This window comes from Streptomyces sp. JNUCC 63 (assembly GCF_054366325.1).
The window spans coordinates 1,956,724-1,974,550 of record NZ_CM135963.1; the positions used below are offsets into that span (position 1 = coordinate 1,956,724).

General features: G+C 72.5%; 15 protein-coding genes and 3 pseudogenes. 5 read left to right on the forward strand and 13 right to left on the reverse strand.

The window, feature by feature from the left end:
* Window positions 1–119: 119 nt before the first annotated feature.
* A complete protein-coding gene (locus ACX25U_RS08855) occupies window positions 120–860 on the forward strand; it encodes a hypothetical protein (RefSeq protein ID WP_454390310.1) in 741 nt (246 codons plus the stop codon).
* Here the strand turns inward: ACX25U_RS08855 and ACX25U_RS08860 are convergent.
* Both ACX25U_RS08860 and ACX25U_RS08865 read right to left on the reverse strand, forming a co-directional pair.
* A complete protein-coding gene (locus ACX25U_RS08860; RefSeq protein WP_454390312.1) occupies window positions 839–1,966 on the reverse strand; it encodes a glycosyltransferase in 1,128 nt (375 codons plus the stop codon). The two genes, ACX25U_RS08855 and ACX25U_RS08860, sit on opposite strands and share 22 nt — an antisense overlap.
* Window positions 1,963–2,502, reverse strand: coding sequence for a WcaF family extracellular polysaccharide biosynthesis acetyltransferase (locus ACX25U_RS08865; protein ID WP_454390314.1), 540 nt, complete (start codon window positions 2,500–2,502; stop codon window positions 1,963–1,965). Before ACX25U_RS08865 ends, ACX25U_RS08860 begins: the two co-directional genes overlap by 4 nt.
* 123 nt (window positions 2,503–2,625) lie before the next feature.
* Between ACX25U_RS08865 and ACX25U_RS08870 the strand changes: the two genes are divergently transcribed.
* The gene (locus tag ACX25U_RS08870) at window positions 2,626–4,131 is read left to right on the forward strand and encodes a hypothetical protein (RefSeq protein ID WP_454390316.1); all 1,506 of its coding nucleotides are present in this window, start codon (window positions 2,626–2,628) and stop codon (window positions 4,129–4,131) included.
* Window positions 4,132–4,534: 403 nt separating this feature from the next.
* Here ACX25U_RS08870 and ACX25U_RS08875 read toward each other — a convergent pair whose 3' ends face one another.
* From ACX25U_RS08875 to ACX25U_RS08885, 3 genes are read right to left on the reverse strand one after another with little or no spacing between them, the layout of a single operon-like run.
* The gene (locus ACX25U_RS08875) at window positions 4,535–5,839 is read right to left on the reverse strand and encodes a hypothetical protein (protein WP_454390318.1); all 1,305 of its coding nucleotides are present in this window, start codon (window positions 5,837–5,839) and stop codon (window positions 4,535–4,537) included.
* Window positions 5,836–7,530, reverse strand: coding sequence for a lipopolysaccharide biosynthesis protein (locus ACX25U_RS08880; protein ID WP_454390320.1), 1,695 nt, complete (start codon window positions 7,528–7,530; stop codon window positions 5,836–5,838). Before ACX25U_RS08880 ends, ACX25U_RS08875 begins: the two co-directional genes overlap by 4 nt.
* Window positions 7,527–8,732, reverse strand: coding sequence for a glycosyltransferase family 4 protein (locus tag ACX25U_RS08885; protein WP_454394167.1), 1,206 nt, complete (start codon window positions 8,730–8,732; stop codon window positions 7,527–7,529). The genes ACX25U_RS08880 and ACX25U_RS08885 overlap by 4 nt, the downstream gene beginning before the upstream one ends.
* Window positions 8,733–9,105: 373 nt before the next feature.
* On the opposite strand from ACX25U_RS08885, the gene ACX25U_RS08890 reads away from it, so the two are divergent.
* A complete protein-coding gene (locus tag ACX25U_RS08890) occupies window positions 9,106–9,585 on the forward strand; it encodes an adenylyltransferase/cytidyltransferase family protein (protein ID WP_454390322.1) in 480 nt (159 codons plus the stop codon).
* Here the strand turns inward: ACX25U_RS08890 and ACX25U_RS08895 are convergent.
* From ACX25U_RS08895 to ACX25U_RS08930, 8 genes and pseudogenes are all read right to left on the reverse strand, one after another.
* Entirely contained in the window at window positions 9,545–10,264 is a 720-nt protein-coding gene (locus ACX25U_RS08895) for a CDP-alcohol phosphatidyltransferase family protein (protein WP_454390324.1), read from the reverse strand. The two genes, ACX25U_RS08890 and ACX25U_RS08895, sit on opposite strands and share 41 nt — an antisense overlap.
* A gap of 163 nt (window positions 10,265–10,427) precedes the next feature.
* Window positions 10,428–10,650 (reverse strand): annotated as a pseudogene (locus ACX25U_RS08900) (16S rRNA (uracil(1498)-N(3))-methyltransferase); the annotation flags it as partial.
* A pseudogene (locus ACX25U_RS08905) lies at window positions 10,644–10,798 on the reverse strand (helix-turn-helix domain-containing protein); the annotation flags it as partial. The pseudogenes ACX25U_RS08905 and ACX25U_RS08900, both read right to left, overlap by 7 nt.
* A pseudogene (locus ACX25U_RS08910) lies at window positions 10,792–11,160 on the reverse strand (thiolase family protein); the annotation flags it as partial. The pseudogenes ACX25U_RS08905 and ACX25U_RS08910, both read right to left, overlap by 7 nt.
* A complete protein-coding gene (locus tag ACX25U_RS08915; protein WP_454394169.1) occupies window positions 11,157–12,428 on the reverse strand; it encodes an FAD-dependent oxidoreductase in 1,272 nt (423 codons plus the stop codon). The pseudogene ACX25U_RS08910 and the gene ACX25U_RS08915, both read right to left, overlap by 4 nt.
* Window positions 12,429–12,454: 26 nt before the next feature.
* A complete protein-coding gene (locus ACX25U_RS08920; protein ID WP_454390326.1) occupies window positions 12,455–13,087 on the reverse strand; it encodes a maleylpyruvate isomerase family mycothiol-dependent enzyme in 633 nt (210 codons plus the stop codon).
* On the reverse strand, window positions 13,084–13,911 hold the full coding sequence (locus tag ACX25U_RS08925; protein ID WP_454390328.1) for a fumarylacetoacetate hydrolase family protein: 828 nt from the start codon (window positions 13,909–13,911) through the stop codon (window positions 13,084–13,086). The genes ACX25U_RS08920 and ACX25U_RS08925 overlap by 4 nt, the downstream gene beginning before the upstream one ends.
* Before the next feature lie 2 nt (window positions 13,912–13,913).
* Window positions 13,914–15,074 (reverse strand): cupin domain-containing protein, encoded by a 1,161-nt coding sequence (locus ACX25U_RS08930; RefSeq protein ID WP_454390330.1) that lies wholly within the window; start codon window positions 15,072–15,074, stop codon window positions 13,914–13,916.
* 71 nt (window positions 15,075–15,145) lie between these two features.
* On the opposite strand from ACX25U_RS08930, the gene ACX25U_RS08935 reads away from it, so the two are divergent.
* Window positions 15,146–15,922, forward strand: a complete 777-nt coding sequence (locus ACX25U_RS08935; RefSeq protein ID WP_454390332.1) for an IclR family transcriptional regulator — start codon at window positions 15,146–15,148, stop codon at window positions 15,920–15,922.
* 228 nt (window positions 15,923–16,150) lie between these two features.
* On the forward strand, window positions 16,151–17,788 hold the full coding sequence (locus tag ACX25U_RS08940) for an MFS transporter (RefSeq protein WP_454390334.1): 1,638 nt from the start codon (window positions 16,151–16,153) through the stop codon (window positions 17,786–17,788).
* Window positions 17,789–17,827 lie beyond the last annotated feature (39 nt).

A 17,827-nucleotide genomic window follows, 5' to 3' on the forward strand; every position in this document is an offset into this window, starting at 1 on the left:
GCGTCCCCGCGTGCGGGGCACCGGACCACGGACCGGTGCCCCGCACGCCCCGCTCGGGCCCGCACCTTCGCGTGGGCCCGCCACCGTACCCAGGCCCGCTGGGGCCCGCAGGAGCCACCATGCGCACTCGTACTCTTCGGCCTCTTCGGCCTCTTCGGCCTCTTCGGCCTCTTCGGCGCGGCGCCGCCGGCGCCGCGGCTCTCACCGCACTCCTCGCCCTCGCCGGCTGCGGCTCGGGGAGCGGCACGGAGGCGAAGCCGAAGCCCACGCAGAGCATCTCCGACGACCAGGCCGCCGCCGTACCCGACGACCGGGCGAGCCCCGTCCCCGAGGGCCCGTCGACACCCTCCGAGGGCCCGTCGGCACCCGCCAAGGGCCCGGTCCTGCCCGACGCGAAGCTCACCCCGGCGACCGGTTCCTTCACCGCCAAGGAGAAGAAGTACCTGCACGGCCGAGTGCCCGAGAACATGGACCCGGCCGCCGTGCTCCAGGTCGGCCAGGAGGCCTGCCAGCGCATCGAGCGCACCGCCGCCCACGACAAGGACGCCGCGATCGGCGCGCTCGTCGCCGGAGAGGTGCCGTCCGCCGACGACGCGATCGCCCAGCTGTGCCCGAAGCTGAAGCCCCTGCTGAGCGCCGCCGCGACCGGTTTCGCCGACGGCACGCGCGAGAAACCGGAGCCGGGCACGTACCGGGCGCTGACCACCGCCGGGGGCTGCACCTGGAAGGCGCTGGGCGCAGGTGACAAGGTGCTGACGTCCGGGCCCGGCCCGGGCGGCCCGAAGAAGGTGACCGCGAGGATCCCGGCCGGGACCCGTACGTTCGTCTCGTCGGGCTGCTACGCCTGGCTTCCCGCGTAGGCCCGCTCGTACACGTCGAGCAGCGTGCCCAGGACCGCGTCCATGGAGAACGTCTCGGCGGTGAGCTTGCGGGCCGCCGCCGACGCGGACCGGCGCACGGACGGCTCCAGCAGGTCGAGCACGGCTGGGGCGATACCGTCCGGGCCGGTCGCCACGCGCCCGGCTCCGGCCCGGTCCACGTCGCGGGCCAGGCCGTTGGAGTCGGTCACCACGACCGGGGTGCCCACGGCCATCGCCTCCAGGACCGACATCGGGAACGGCTCGTCCACCGACGGCAGCACGTAGACGTGCGCCCGGCGCAGTTCCTCGGCCATGCGCGTCCCGGTGAGCGGCCCCGGGCAGCTCACCTTCCCCGCGAGTCCCAGCTCGTCGATCCGCCGCCGCACGGCGGCGAGTTCACCCTCGTCCGGCCCGGCCACGACGAAGGCCGCCTCCGGATGCCGGGCCAGGATCGCGGGCGCGGCGTCCACCAGGTCGACGGGGCGCTTCCGGGCCTGCAGCCGGGCCGCGTACAGGATGCGCGGCGGTCCCTGGGTGGCGGGGGCCTCGGGCTGCGCGGGAACGCCGTTGACCAGGCGGACCGCACGGTCGAGGCCCGCTTTGCCCACCACGGCGTGCAGGTCCCGGAGTTCGTGCGTGGTGAGATGCAGCACGGCAGCGGCGCCGCGCAACACCCGGCGCACCGCGACCGCGTCGAGGAGCCGGGCCGACAGCCGCTCGCTCGGGTCGACCATGCCGTGCGTCTGCAGGACCAGGGGCCGCCCGGCGCGCAGCGCGGCGAGCGCCACCGGCAGCGTCACCAGGTCGCGCGCGAGATGCACATGGACCACGTCGGCCCACCGCACGAGGCGGTGGGCGCCGGCGAGAAGTGACGGGGAGGTCAGGCCGCTGAACCCCAACGGCAGGACCCTGCGTGCCTGATGGAGCCGGGCGGGCACGCCCTCCACCTCCTCGGGCAGCGGCCGCTGAAAGCCGTCGGCGAGGGCGGTGAGGCGGGCGTCGTGTCCGCGTGTCCGCAGGCCCTGGCAGAGGTTGAGGGCGACCCGGACCGGGCCGCCGAAGGCATGGGTGGTGCTGTGCAGGGTGACCGCGTGCAGCACTCTCACGCCGGCTCCTCGACGGGTCGGCGCCGGTTGTCGGCGGTGTGCAGGGTCAGTTCGGGCAGGTCCTTGTGGAGGACCGCCCCGGCGCCGACGACGGCGCAGCGGCCGACCTTCACTCCGGCCAGGACGGTGGCGCGGGCGGCGATCCACGCGCCGTCGTCCACGGTGATCGGCGCGTTGCGGTACCGGAAGTCGGCGGCGCGGTGGTCGTGGCTGCCGGTGCACAGCAGGGCTTCCTGCGACACGCACACGTGGGCGCCGAGGGTGACCGGCTCCAGGTTGAGGATCCACGCGCCCTCGCCGATCCAGGTGTGGTCGCCGACCGTCAGCTTCCACGGCCACAACACCCGCACCCGGTGACGAATGAGCACCCCCGTTCCGATCTCGGCACCGAAGGCGCGCAGCAGGGCCGTCCTGACGCGGGCCGGGGTGAACCACGCCATGAAGACCGTGTTCATCACCGCGAACCAGAGCGCCTGGACGAGTATGCCGCGCCCCTTGTCGTATCCGACCAGTGTGAAGGCCGGGAGATCACGCATCGATCCGTCCCCCCAACGACGCCTCCCCAGACGCCACTTCGCCACACTCTAGTGGCTGACCGTTCATCGCAGGAACGGCGCCAGTAGACTGCGGCGGGGATCTTTTTCGGGGGCGGGGGCGCCATGACGCAGCAAACGGACCGCAGCGCGACGACGGCGCCCGAGACGCCGGGGCCGAGTTCGCAGGAGCGCACCGCGCCGCCCTTCTCACCGCGCACGCTGCTCTCTCGCGCGCTGTCGGTCCCGCTCGTGCTCGGCTTCTCGGTGTTCCTGCCGCTGCTGGTGTTGGTCCAGCCGGGCACGGGCCTGCGCGACTCGGCGTTGTGGATGCAGTTGGCGCTGACGATGTACGCGGGCACCCGGCTGTCGGCGATGATCCTCACCAGCCGCCGCAAGCTGCTCGCCGGTTCCTTCTGGCTGTTCGTCTACATGGCGATGGGTGTGGCGCCGCTCGCCCAGGCCGTGCTCGGACGCACGCCGACCCCGGTGGTGGGGGCGCGCACCGATCTGACCGAAGCCGTCTCGCTCGTCCTGATCGGCTGTGTCGCCTTCGACATCGGCTCGCTGCTGGCCCGTCAGCGGCCGGGACGGGAGCGGGACGACAGGCTGCGCCCGGCGCTGGTGCACCGCCGCCGCCTGTACTTGCTGGCACTTGTCGCCTTCGCCGGTTCGGCGCTCCTTGTGGTCAAACTGGGCGGCCCCGCGGTCTTCTTCACAAGCCGTCAGGAGATCATCAGCAGCGTCGGGGAAGCAGGGCTCTCCCAGGCGGACTCGCAGGTGGGCCAGGCCATCGTGCGCGGCTTCGGTACCGTGCCCGTCCTCATCGCCTGGCTGGTGTACACACGGTGGCTGGTGACCTCGCGGCGGGCCCGCCGCTCCGCGGTGATCATCGCCGTGTGGCTGGCGCTGACCGCGGTGAACGCGGTGGTCAACAACCCGATCTCCAACCCGCGTTTCTGGTTCCTCACCGTCCTCTTCTCGCTGTTGTTCACCGTCTTCCCGGTGAGCGCCGCGCTGTACCGGATCGCACTGAGCCTGGGCGTGGTGGTGGCACTGATCGTCTTCCCGTTCGCGGACAGGTTCCGCTACGACGACGCGAACTACCGTCCGATCCAGACCACTTCCCCCCTGGAGCCGCTGGCCCTCAAGGACTACGACCAGGTCGGCATGTTCGCCAACACCGTCACCTATGTGCGGTCGGGGCGCGGTCACGCCTACGGTCGCCAACTGGCGGGCTCGGTGCTGTTCGCGGTACCCCGGTCGGTGTGGCCGGGCAAGCCGATGGACACCGGCGTGATGATCGGGCAATGGATGGGGGCGACCAACACCAATCTCTCGTCGCCGATGTGGGCCGAACTGTGGATCGACTTCGGCTCGGTCGGCATGACGGCGGGGTTCGTGGCCCTGGGGTACGCGGCGGCGCGCGTCGACCGCCGCTATGCGCGCCGGGCGGTGCGCCGGGCCCCGCCGGGCAGCCTGATCGCGCTGACCGTGCCCCTGATCGCCGGGTACTCCTTCATCCTGCTGCGGGGGCCCCTGCTGCAGGCGTCGGGGCGCGTGGCGATCGCGGCGTTCTGCATCGCGCTGATCACCACTTTCCGGCAGGACCGGGCGGCCGGGCTGCGCTGAACAGGGACTGCCGGGCAAGGGCCTGTCCGGCGGATCAAGCCGCAGGAGATCGGCGGTCGGCCATCGGCCCGGGCGAGCGGGGGCGATGGGGTCCCCTGCTCATCAAGAGCTCGGGGAGCGTGCAGCTGCAAGGCGGAGGAGGGCGTCGACGCGATGGGGTCCCCCCTGCTCGAAGAGCTCGGGGTGGGGGGTCCCCCCTGCTCGAAGAGCTCGGGGTGGGGGGTCCCCCCTGCTCGAAGAGCTCGGGGTGGGGGGTCCCCCCTGCTCGAAGAGCTCGGGGTGGGGGGTCCCCCCTGCTCGAAGAGCTCGGGGTGGGGGTCCCCCCTGCTCGAAGAGCTCGGGGGAGTGCCGGACCCCGCGTCTGCGGCATGATCCGCCGGACAGGCCCTGACCCTGCCGGCTCTCAGCCCGTGGGGACCGCCGGGAGGGACGCGGCCGTGGGCCGCTCCTCCGCGCGCAGGCGGGCGACGCGTGTCCAGGCCGCCACCGCCTTCAGCGCGGAACCCGCGGCCAGTCCCCAGGCCGCGCCCAGCGCCGACCCGCTCAGCAGGTATCCGCCGAGCATGAGGACGACCGAGAGCAGCGAGAACACCACCTGCACCGACAGGGTGGAGCGCGGGCTGAGCACCCGCAGGGTCACCAGGGCGCAGGTCCCCAGGCCCATCACCGCGTACTGGGCGCCCGAGGCGGGCAGCAGCGCGGATGCCGACTGCCAGGTGGCGCCGAGGAGTTGGCGTCCCAGGCCGTCGGGCAGGGCGTAGAGCACCAGTCCCCAGGCGAGGCCGGCGGCACAGAGCACGAGGCCGAGCACGGCGGCGGCGCGGGCCGTGGCCCGGCGGCCTCCGAGGCGGCCCAGCAGCGGCGGCCCGAACGCGTTGACCGAGTTGAACAGGACGTTGAGCGGGCCGAAGAGCGTGGTTGCCCCGCGCAGCGCTCCGACCGCCAGTGGGGCGGCGAACAGCCCGAGACCCAGCACGGCGAGCTGGCTGGAGGCGTTGCCCACCGCGAACTCCACCACGAAGCGCCGTCCGAGGTGGCCTCCGCGCACATAGGGCAGCAGGTCGGCTCGGGCGCCGCGCACGTGGGGCCACAGCAGGCGCAGGCCGAGCAGCAGCGCCGGCACGGCCGACAGTCCCCAGACGGCCACGAGCAGCCCCGGCGCGGGATGCCGGGGCTGAAGCAGCAGCGCGGGCACCACGCACACCAGACGCAGGCTGTCGGCGGCCAGCGCCAGGCCGGGGCGCCGCAGGGTGGAGAACGCGTACCGCAGCCCGTCCTGCACCAGCACCAGCGGCAGGACGAGCCCCAGGGCGAGGAAGGCTCCGCCCGGCCCGGCCCAGCCGCCGGTGACGACGGCGGTGACCGCGCCGACGGCGGCGAGCAGGGCGCCGACGGCGGTGGCCGCCAGCGCGGTGAAGGAGACCGCGGACCGGCAGGCGGCCCCGGTGGCCGCGGTGTCGCCGCGGGTGAGGACGACGGCCTGGCCCACGTACGCCATGTTGAGGCCGAGCAGCACCGTGAAGGCCAGGTAGACCATGGAGAAGGTGGCGAACCCGTGCACAGTGGAGACGCGGGCGGCGATCACCAGCACGGCGATGTTGGTGAGGCTGGACGCCGCCTGGTCGAGCACGGAGGCGAACACGGCCGTCGAACGCCGCGGTACGCGCGGCGGCTCGGACGTCGGCGGATGTTCCCCCGGGGCGGTCACCGGTCCCCCGAGCGGACGGTGCGCAGAGCGATCGTGTTGCTGTCGTCGCCGTCCAGGTTCCGCTCGGGCTCGGGGCGGGTGCTGGACGGAGCGGGGTGGGCTGCCGAACTCCTGGTCCCCTGGCGCCGGTTGTCGCGGCGGACGGCGGTCGCCGCTTCGCCCCGGCGTGACTTGGTGTGCGTCACCGCGCCGAGCACGGTGCCGCCCGCGCCGACGATCAGCTCACGGATGCGGACGAGGTCGGCTCGGTGCACGGTGCGCGGGTCGCAGACGATGAGTACCCCGTCGACACGGTCGACGAGCGCGAGGGCGTCGGCGTAGGCGAGGACGGGCGGGGCGACGACCACGACGGTGGCATCGGGATCGTCGGCCTCGGCGATCAGCCGGGTGGTCCGCGCGGAGGTCAGCGCGCGGGGGACGTTGCGCACCCGCTCGCCGGGGACGAGGCCGAAGGCCCCGGACTCGCCCGCGTCGACCACGAGCTGGCCGCGACCGGGCCACTCGCCGTCGGCGTACTCACCGGTGCGGCTCCAGCGGGGCCGGGAGGTGGCGGACACGTCGAGCCGTTCGGAGAGGGACGGGGTGCGCAGGTCGGCCTCCACGAGCAGCACGTTCTTGCCGGTCTCCGCGAAGGACGCGGCGAGGTTGACCGCGACGGCCACACTCGGCTCCATGGATCCGCGCGGGGCGACAACGAGCAGGCGCCGCCGGTCGGCGAACCTCTCGTCGTAGGCGAGCCGGAAGGCGATCGAGCGGTACTCCTCGGCCGTCCGGGAGTCGGTGCGGCCGACCACCAGGGCCCCCGTCGAGCCGCGCGACAGCGCGCCGAGGACGGGACCGCGCACCGCACGGGCCACGTCACCGGCCGAGCGCGGCGCGGGATCGAAGACCAGGCGCACCCAGGCGCCGAGCAGGCCGAGGCCGACGCCGACGAGGCCGCCCAGGCCGAGCGAGAGCGGCAGGCCCGGCCCGTCGGACAAGGTGGGGACGGTGGCGTCGCGGATCACGTTGCCGGGCGTCATGTCGAGCGCCTTCAGACTGGTGATCTTGCTGCGGAGGTCGGTGATGCGGTTGAGCAGGTTCGCCTGCACCGCGTAGGCGGAGTCCGCGGCGGAGCCGTTGGGCAGTGCCTTGAGCCGCCGGGAGAGTTCGTCGTTCTGCTTGGCGACGGGATCGAGCTGGTCCTGCAGGCTCTTGAGCATCGACCCCCGGACGGACTCCCACTGCTCCTTGCGCAGGTCGATGTAGGACTGCGTGAGGGCGTTGGCGCGGCGCGCCGCCTCCTTCGGGTCGGAGGCGCTGTACGTGAAGTGCAGCACGAGGGTCTGCGGCGGGTTGGTGACCTGGAGCCCGTGCTGGAGCCGGTCGGCCCCGTCCGCGCCCATCCCGAGTCGCTTCGCGGCGCCTTCGGCGACCTTGCGGCTGAGCGCCGTCTGCCGCTCGGACCCCATGTTGATCGCCTTGTCGCTGGAGAGGGTCGGCGCGAAGGGGTCGGTGGTGGGGGCGCGCAGCACGATGTCGGTGGTGGCGGTGTAGCTGTCGGCGCCGGTGATGCCGAGCCAGGCGCCGGCCAGCAGTCCGACGCCGACGCCGCCACCGATCAGCCAGCGATAGCGCAGCAGTTGACGGAACTGCTCGCGCAACTGCTCCGGCTCGTCCTCCCCTCGGACGTGAACGTGTGTGTCGCTCACCTGCCAAGACCCCCCAAAGCCTCGTCGATCAGCGCGTCGATCCGCGCGAGACCCGCCTCCCGTGACAGATGAGCAGCCACATGGCGCGGTCCCGCCGCGCCCAACTCGTCTGCCATCGCCGGATCTTCGGCGAGTCTACGCACTGCTGACAGAAACTGATCGGGATTCTCCGGTTCCACGAGCATTCCGGCACCGGAGCGCAGCACCTCGCGTGCCGTGCCGCCTTCGGCGGCGACGGAGGCGACCACCGGGCGGCCGGCCGCGAAATAGGAGGTGAGCTTGGAAGGGACGCTCATGTCGAGCACGGAGGCGCGCTGGGTCACGGCGAGCACGTCGGCCGCGGCCAGCACGTCGGGGAAGTCGGCGTCGGCCACGGGAGGCAGGAACTCCAGGTTGGGCAGCCCCTCGGCGCGGCGGGCGAGGTGTTCGCGCTGGTTGCCGTCGCCCATCAGCACGATCCGGGTGGCCGGGTCGCGGCGGGCCGCCTCCACCAGTACGTCCAGCCCCTGTTTGAGGCCCATGTTGCCGGAGTGCAGGACCACGGTCTGCTCCGGCCGCCAGCCGAGGCGCTCACGGGTGCGGGCACGGGGTGTCGAAGGGGCCTGTATGTGGGACCAATTGGGAACCAGGCGGATGCGTCCGGGATCCACGCCCATGGCCCGCACCCGCTCGATGAACGTCTCATGGATGACGCCGACGAGGGTGGCACGCCGCAGCACCCACGACTCCGCACGCTCGGCCAGCTCGGCGGCGCGGCCGCCGCCCTGGATGCCGGACTGCGCGGCGGCGGCGCCCATGAGATCCTGCACGACCGGCACGTACGGGGCGTGGTGCCGGGCGGCGATACGGGCGCCGAGCACTCCCCCGGCGAGGCTGGGCAGTTGGGCGAGCACGGCGTCGAGGCGGCCGGTGCGGGGTGGGGCGACGAGACCGTGGGCGAGGATCGTGCTCTCGAACAGGGCTCTGCGCAGGGCAGTTTGGCGCGGTGGGACGCTGTGCCGACGACGGTGCACGGTGACCCCGGCACGCTGCTCGGTGGTCCGCCACACCCTGCGGTAGGCGGGGTCGAGGCGCCAGGACGGGTAGTGCGGAAGCCCGGCGAGGACATGGGTGTCGTGCCCGCGGCTCGCCCAGTGCTCGGCGATGCCGGTGGCGTACGGGCCGATTCCGGTGTGCTCGGGCGCGTAGTTGGTGGACACCAGGAGCAACCGGCGTCCGGGTGAGGAGCGTTCGCCCTCCTCACCGGTGAGCGCGGTGACGTCCGGCTCAGTGGTGCGCTGCCGCGGCGCGGAGGCCGCTGTGCGGACAGCTCCGCTCCTGTCCCGATCGCGACGCTCGTCGTGGGTCTGTGTCACGCGACGAAACCTTCCCCCCGGCCGCCCCGGCGGCCTCCCCTGTGTATCCGCGTCTCACGGGCCACGAGCTCCCCGTCCCACGCACCGCTCGGAAGTGAACCAGGACGCACCCTAATTGTTCACCCTTCCTGCACCGAGCATGAACGCTATCGTCAAAGTTCGCGCACCTTCCGCAAGGGGGGTGCGCACAGGGGGCCATCATCGAACGAGGGGGGCATCTGTGCCATCGAGCAAGCCGTATCGCGTGGGCTACGCGCCGGGAGCCTACGATCTCTTCCACATCGGGCACTTGAACATCCTGCGCCACGCACGTGCCCAGTGCGACTACCTGGTGGCAGGCGTGGTCTCGGACGAGATGGCCGAACAGGCCAAGGGCAGACGGCCGATGATCCCGCTGGTCGAGCGGCTGGAGATCGTCCGCAGCATCCAGTACGTGGACGCCGCGTTCGTCGAGACCGTGCCGGACAAGCTGGAGACGTGGAAGCAGGTCCGCTTCGACGTGCTGTTCAAGGGCGACGACTGGCGGGACACGTCGAAGGGGGAGCGGCTGGAGCGGGACTTCGCCACTGTGGGCGTGGACGTCGTCTACTTCCCGTACACCGTGCACACGTCGAGCACCCAGCTGCGACGTGCCATCGACGCCCTCGACGGGGCGCGGTTCACCGACGAACTGCGGACAGCTCCCGGAACCACTTGGTGAGGAAGGCGACGAGGAAGAGCACGGCGGCGACCGCGAGGGCGGTGTAGGCCCACCGGAAGGCGTCGCCGCCGCCGAGCAGCAGGAAGACCAGGCAGAACACCCCGTGGTCGACCGGGAGCAGGGCCACCGCGCGTGCCGAGGAGGGCGCGGCACGGTCGCCCGGAGCCGCCTTGGGCTTGAGCTGCTCGGTGAGCAGTCCGCCGAAGAACGTGACGACGGCGGCGAGTTGGAAGCCGAGCGGCACCAGCAGCCAGCCGTCGGCCGCGGTTCCGAAGTGATCGGGGTGACGGTAGAAGGAGATCAGCACGGCGGTGTGCAGTGCGGTGATCTTGGCGCAGTCGACCACGTGGTCGAGCCATTCACCCACCGCGCTGCCGCCGCCGCGCAGCCGGGCGAGCTGTCCGTCGGCAGAGTCGAAGGCGAAACCGACCGCGAGCCCGAGCCACACCACGAGACCAGCAGCCCAGGTGGGCGCGGTGAGCGCCGCCACCACGATCGCCGCGAAGCTGAACACCGCGCTGATCATGGTGACGTGGTTCGGTGTCAGCCCGATCCGGTACGCCCCGGCGGCGAGATACCGGCCCGCGGGTCGGTTCACGAACCGCGAATACAGCGATACGCCCTTCGCGCTCTTCTGCGCGGACTTCAGCCGTATCAGCGCCGACGTCGTACTGCTCATCGATCCCCCCTGACCTCGTGACCTCACCGGTCGTTGCCCTGATCCACATCATCACAGGTGATGGCGCGCGATGACGAACGATCGGAAAACTGACCGGAGACGGCGGGCGCCGTCGCGGCGGGCGGGCGCGGGGCAGGGTCCGGCGGGCCCTGCCCACGCTCAGCCCCAGCGGCAACGCGACCGCCGCCGTCCCGGCCGTGGACGTCCGCAACAGGCTCCGCCCCAGCCGGTATCGACCGCGCCCCCGCCCCCACGCACACGGCCGGCTCCTCCGGGGCCACGTCCCCTTCGGACCCGACGGCGAGCACGGTCTCCCCGCCCTCTGGTAGCTCCGCGGATGCCGGTGTCCCGTGCGTCGCCTCCCGGTCCTCGTGCAGCACGACGGCCGGTCGGCCGGGCCGATTTCACCGAACCGGCGGTAGCGGTCGGCCCACTTGGAGGCGCATTGCCGTGAGAGGCCCGTCGCGGCGGCCACATGGGCGACGGGCGGTGTCGGCAGCGGTCGATGAGTCGACGGCGGCCCTCGATGGACAGCGGGTCATGGACTCACGCCGCCGGCGACGACGATGTCCGCGTCGCCGGGCCCCAGGGCGCGCGAGGCGATGACCGCCGCGTCCAGGCCGGCGCCGCACAGCCGGTTCACGGTGGTGGCCGGCACGCTCACCGGCAGTCCGGCCGGCACCACCGCCATCCGGCCGGCGTTGCGGTTGTCCTCGCCGGCGCCGTCGCACTGCCCCACACCACGTCGCCGATCGCGGCGCGGTCCGGGCCGGACGCGCGGGCCGGCAGCACGGTCAGCGCGGTGGCGGCGAGGTCGTCGGGCCGCACCCGGCCAGGGCTCCGTCGAACCGGCCGAACGGGGTGCGGACCGCCGCGTAGAGGGAGGCGTCGCTCACGCTGCGGCGCTTCCCGCCGCCGTCAGCGGTCCGCCTCCCGAGTCCTCGACGACCGCCGAGGACAGCGGGATCGGCGTGAACATGGGGGGCTCCTCGTCCGGCGTCAGGGCGGTCGGGCCGTACAGCCAGTCCACGAACGAGTAGTCGTAGGTGTCGCGGGCGCGCAGCAGCACATTGCGCTGCTCGCGGGCGACACCGTCGAGGTGCCACAGCTCGCCCCACTTGCGGGACGTGGTCACCACGCGGCGGCAGTGCTCCGGGCGGACGGCCTCGTAGGCGGCGAGGGCGGCGTCCCAGTCGATCGTGCCGTCCTCGGCGCGGTTGCGGGCGACGTGCTCGCCCAGCACCCAGCCGTCCTCGATGGCCATGATCGCGCCCTGCGCGATGTACTGCAGCGGCGGGTGCGCGGAGTCGCCGAGCAGCGCGATCCGGCCGTGGACCCAGTTCATGATCGGGTTGCGGTCGAACATCCGCCACCACTTGTCCCGCCACATGAACGGCAGGCCGTCCCTCACGAAGCCGCAGGTCTTGGCGAAGGCGGCGTCGAGCTCGTCCGGCGTGCCCCAGTCCTCCTGGCCGGCCAGCGCCTTGGGCGACTCGAAGACCGCGACCTGGTTGAGCAGCTCGCCGCCGCGCAGGCCGTAGTGGACGAAGTGGCAGGCGGGGCCGACGTACACCACGACCTCGCTGAGGTCGACGGACTGCACCCGCGGCAGCTCGGCGGGGACGGTGCCGCGGTAGGCGACGTACGCCGAGGAGACGGGCTCGTCGTCGACGAGCAGCTTGCGGGCGACGGAGTGCAGGCCGTCGGCCGCGATCACGACGCCGGCCTCGTGGGTCTCGCCGGAGGCTAGGGTCACGCGGGCACCGTTGCCGGTGTTCTCGTACGAGGTCACCTGCGCCTCGGTGATCAGCTCGACACCGGCGCGCTCGCACGCGCGCAGGAGCAGGCCGTGCAGGTCGCTGCGGTGGATGACCATGTACGGGTAGCCGTGGCGCTTCTCCAGGTCCCGCAGGTCGAGCCGGGTCAGCTCGTCGCCGTCGACGGCGTCGCGCATGACCATCGTGTCCGGGACGACGCCGAGGCTCTTGGCCTCCTGAAGGAGGCCGTAGTCGTCGAGGATGCGGGTGCAGTTGGGGGCGATCTGGATGCCGGCGCCGACCTCGCCGAAGGCGGGGGCGCGCTCCAGCAGGCGGACGCTCAGGCCCTGGCGGGTCAGCGAGAACGCCGCGCCGAGGCCGCCGATGCCGCCGCCGACGACGATCACATCGGGGTTGGACATGACTTACTCCTCTACAGCCACGGGCCGAGCTCAGGAGCGTCGGCGAGCGAGTGGGGGCGCCCGGCCAGCCAGGCGGCGACCTCGGGCAGAGGGCCGTCGGGGAGCTCGGTCAGCCCGCGCTTGGTGCTGATCTCGTCGACCAGGGCGCTCAGGAAGCCGCTCGGGAGGTCGGCGAAGGTGGCGCCGGTGCCGAAGTCGACGGCGTGGACGCATACCTCGCGGGCGCGCATCCACGGGAGCTCGGTGGCGGGGACAGTGCGGCCCTGGGCGGTGACGACCTCGTGCTGCCACTGCTCGTCGGTGAGCCGGTCCAGTCCCTCGTCGAGCGCCCGCGCGGAGGCGGTCACCCAGGAGCGGAGCTCCTCGGCCGACATGGCCGCGCCCTTGGCGATGCCGGCGGCGCGCTCCTCGGGGGAGGCGTACATCGGCGTCTCTTCGCCGGTGGCCGCCCAGTGCACCAGGTTGCACAGGGCATCGGCGTTGGCGGCGACGTGCGCCGCGAGGTGCTTGCGGGTCCACTCCGGCAGCACGCCGGGGGCGGAGAAGCCGGCCTCGTCGAGGCCCGCGACGGCGTCGAGCAGCAGCTCGGTGCCCGTGCGGGCCCACTCGCGCGCGTCGGGAGACGTCCGCGTGCCGTCGGTCATGCCTCGACCACCTTGTTGGTGCAGGCGCCCAGGCCGGCGATCTCGGTGACCACGGTCTGGCCGGGGAGCAGGAAGACCTTGGGGTCGCGGGCGTTGCCCACGCCGGCCGGGGTGCCGGTGGCGATGATGTCGCCCGGGCGCAGGGTGATGACGGTGGAGATGTACTGCACCAGGAAGACCGGGTCGAACAGCAGCGTGCCGGTGTCGTCCTGCTGCATGACCTGGCCGTCGACGACCGTCTTGACCTCGAGCGCGGGGCGGACGCCGCCGACCTCGTCGGGGGTGACGACGTAGGGGCCGACCGGGGTGGTGGCCTCCCAGATCTTGCCCTGGGTCCACTCGATGGTGCGGAACTGCCAGTCGCGCACCGAGATGTCGTTCATGACGGTGAAGCCGGCGATGGCGTCGGCGGCCTGCTGCTCGTCGGCGCGGCGCACCGCCTTGCCGATCACGACGGCCAGCTCGACCTCCCAGTCGAACGCGTCGGTCTCGGCCGGCTTGACGATGTCGTCGCCCGCGCCCAGCAGGGTCTCGGCGAACTTCGGGAAGAGGGTCGGGTAGTTCGGCAGCTCCCGGCCCATCTCCTTGATGTGGTTGGTGTAGTTGTGGCCGACGCAGACAACCTTGGACGGGTTGGGGACGACCGGCGCGAAGTCCGCGCCCTCGACCGGGTAGGTGGTGCCGGAGGCGGCGGCGGCCTTGGACTGCCAGTCGGCCTCGGCGAACAGCTCGCCCAGGTCGGCGTACCCGAGGTCGACGAGGACCTCGCCGTCGAGGCGGACCGCCCGGGTCCCGTCGGCGGTGCGGATGGTGGCGAGCTTCATGTTCAGGCGTCCTTCTGGGTGCGGTTGAGCTTGAGCGCCTCGAAGACGGGCGCGTCGGAGAAGCGGAACAGGTCGAGGGCGCCCTCGTCGGAGTCGGTCGCGCCGGCCTCGGACCTGGCGGAGAACGGCTCCCAGGACGGGACGACGAACAGGTCACCGCGGCCGACCGTCCAGGACCTGTCGCCGACGGTCACCACACCGGAGCCGTCGAAGACCTGGTAGACCGACGAACCGGTCTCGCGCACCGGCGCGGTCTCGGCGCCGCGGACGATGCGGTGGAACTCGGCGCGGATGGTCGGCAGGACGTCGGAGCCGTCGTGCGGGTTGGAGTAGCGCACCGCGGCGTGGCCGGGCTCGACGGTGCCGCCGAAGCCCTCCTTCTCCAGCAGGAGCTGGTCGCCCAGGGCGGCGTTGGTGTACTCCCACTTGTAGGACAGCAGCGGGCTGCCCGGCGTGGCCGGGACGGCCGACAGCGGGCGCAGGCCCGGGTGGCCCCACAGGCGCTCGGAGCGCGACCGCTCCGGGGTGATCCGCTCGGCGTCGCTGATCTCGTCGCGGCCGAACTCGAAGAACTGCGCCTCGGTGACGTACTGGAAGGGGATGTCCAGACCGTCGATCCAGGCCATCGGCTCGGAGGTGGCGTTGTGGTGGGCGTGCCAGTTCCAGCCCGCCTGCGGGAGGAAGTCACCGCGGTTCATCGGCACCGGGTCGCCGCCGACGACCGTCCACACGCCCGAACCCTCGACGACGAACCGGAAGGCGTGCTGGGTGTGGCGGTGCTCGGGGGCGTCCTCACCCGGCATGAGGTACTGGATGGCGGCCCACAGGGTCGGCGTGGCGAAGGGGCGGCCGCCCAGCGAGGGGTTGGCCAGCGCGATGGCCCGGCGCTCACCGCCCCGGCCGACGGGGACCAGGTCGCCGGCCCGGTCCGCCAGCTCCCGCAGCCGCTCCCAGCGCCACAGGTGCGGCACGGCGCGCGAGCGCGGGTGGGCCGGCATCAGGTCGCCGATCTCGGTCCACAGCGGTACGAGCAGTTCCTGCTCGAAGCCCCGGTACAGCGCTTCGAGCGCCGGGGTGACCTCGGGTTGCCCCTCCGCGGAGACGGCCTGGAGCCGGACCGGGGAACCCGTGGCGATGTCTTGGGCGATGGAGGACTGAGTCACAGACCCCAGGGTGCACCGTGTCTTCCAGAAGAACATGTAGATTCTGGAGAGCAGAACCCGAAAGGCGCGCCATGGACAAACCGCTCAAGACACCGCCGCCCTACCCCATCGCCAGCGTGGACCACGCGCTGCGGGCGGCGACCATCCTGCAGATGGAGGGCGGCGCGACCGTGTCGCAGATCGCCGAGCGGCTGGGCGTCGCCAGGTCGACCGCCCACCGGGTCCTGGCGATGCTCGTCTACCGGGATTTCGCCGTGCAGGGCGAGGACCGCGTCTACCGCGCGGGGCCGGTGCTGGAACTCGCCGCGCACTCCCAGTCCCTCGTGTCGCGGCTGCGCGCGGCGGCCCTGCCCCATCTGCACCGGGTCGTCGACCTTCTGGACGAGACGGCCAACCTGACCATCCGCACGGGCGACACGGCCCGGTTCATCGCCAGTGTCGAGTGCCGGCAGGCACTGCGGGTCGGTTCCCGGGAGGGCATGGTGTTCCCGGCCCACCGCACGACGGCGGGACTGCTGCTGCTCGCCGACCTCTCCGACGAGGAACTGGATGAGGTGTACGCCCCCGAGCGCTACCGCGACCGTCCGGCCGATCGCCCGGATCTCGCCCGGCTGCGGACGGAGCTGAGGCGTCTGCGCCGCAACGGGTTCGCCGTCAACAAGGAGCGGTCCGAACGCGGCCTCGTCGCCGTCGGCGCACCGGTGCGCGACCGGGACGGCACCGCGCTGGCCGGTCTGTCGGTGTCGATGCCCAGCGTGCGCTACGACCCGCACCGCCTCCAGCCCCTGGTCGCCACCCTGGACGCCGCGGCGCACGCCCTGGAGAAGGACCTGGCCGAGCAGCACTGAGCCTCCTGGCCGCACGAGAGCGCAGACGCTTCCCTTACAGCGAGACTCTTCACCTTAGATTGCGGACATATCATTGACGTGACGTAAAGCGAGTGTCATTCTCCACGGCATCACGCCCGTCTCGCGTCGTGCCCTTCTCCCCCACCGCGTACGCAGAGCCGAGCCCTTCCACGCTCTCAAGGCTCCCGTTTCCGGGACGCCCGTCCTTCCCAGCCAGGGAGAACAGCAATGACGCTCAACAACGGGACGACCACGTCCCAGGGCCCAACCGCGGGGGCCGCCCGGATGCCGGGCTACGCGGGAACACTGGCTGCCGCCTGCTGCGCGGTCTTCGTGGCCCAGGTCGCGAACGCGCTGCCGGCCTCGCTGAACGGTCTCCTCCAGCAGGACCTGCACACACACGGATCCCAACTCACGTGGATCACCGCCGCGTTCATGATCGCCGTGGTCTGCTTCGAGTTCACCTTCGGTGTCCTCGGTGACCTCTTCGGACGGCGAAGGCTCGTCATGGCCGGCACGGCCCTGGTCGCCGCGGGCAGCGCCGTGGCCGCGCTCGCGCCCACCGTCCAGGTGCTGTGGATCGGCGCCGCCCTGAACGGACTGGGCGCCGGCGCCATGTTCCCCGGCTCGCTCACCGCGATCACCGCCGTCACCCGCACCTCCCGGGAACGGGCGCACGCGGTGGCGCTCTGGAGCGGCTTCCTGTCCGCCGGCGCCGCCGTCTCACCGCTGCTCGGCGGCATGTTCGCCAAGGTCGGGTCGTGGCGCGGTTCCTTCTGGGTGCTCGTCGGACTCGCCCTGGTCAGCGTGGTGCTCACCCTGATGCTGGCCACGGAGTCGAAGGCGCCCGAGGGCCGCAAGCTCGACGTGGCCGGTCAGATCACCTTCGCCCTCGGTCTCATCCTGGTGCTGTACGGCGCCGTCGAGGGGCCCGAGTCGGGCTGGACCACCCTTCCCGTCATGCTCGCCTTCGTCTTCGGCATATGCTTCCTCGCCGGGTTCGTCGTGGTGGAGCTGGGGGCCGAGTCCCCGATCTTCGACCTGAAGCTGTTCCGCAACCGGGCCTTCACCGTGTCGTCCGTCGTCGCGGTCATCGGCATGCTCGCCTTCCTCGGCGCCTGCTTCGCGACGAGCATGTGGCTGGGCCCGGTGCAGCACCAGGACCCGATCCGCGTCGCGATCCCCTTCCTTCTCCTCCAGGGGCCCGCCTTCCTGCTCATCCCGATCGTCTCGCGGCTCCTCCACCGGGTCGCCGCGTCCTGGCTGCTGACCTCCGGATTCGTCCTGATGGCGATCGGCTGCCTGCTGTTCACCCGGCTGGACGTCACCGACCCGGGACTCGGCGCGTTCGTCGCGCCCGCCCTGCTGATCGGCATCGGTTTCGCCCTGACCGTCAGCTCGGTGACGGCCGTGGCGCTGAACAGCGTGCCCCCGCACCTGGCGGGCATGGCCAGCGCCACCACCAACATGCTGCGCGACCTCGGCTTCGTCCTCGGTCCCGTCGTCGTCGGCGCGGTCGCCCTCAGCAACGCGGGGTCGGCGTTCGCGGCGAACCTGTCCGGCGCGGACCTGCCGGGCGGCCAGGTGGCAGCGGCGCGCGAGATCGCCGGGGCCGGAGGGCCCATCGCCGTGAACAGCCTGCCGCCCGGCACCCCGGGATCCGCGGCGCACGGCCTGGCCCTGGACGCCCTGGGCAGCGGCTTCAGCACCGCCTACCTGGTCTGCGGTGTGGCGGCCGCCGTCGCCGCGGCGCTGACCGCCTTCGGCATGATCGGGGTCCACTCCCGCCGCTCCCCCGAGGACGCGGTGTCCGCACCCCTGCCGCCCGGACGCGACGGCACACCGGAACCGGCCTCCACCAGGTAGGCGGCCCGGCCGCAGGGTTCCCCGAGCAAAGCCGCGCAC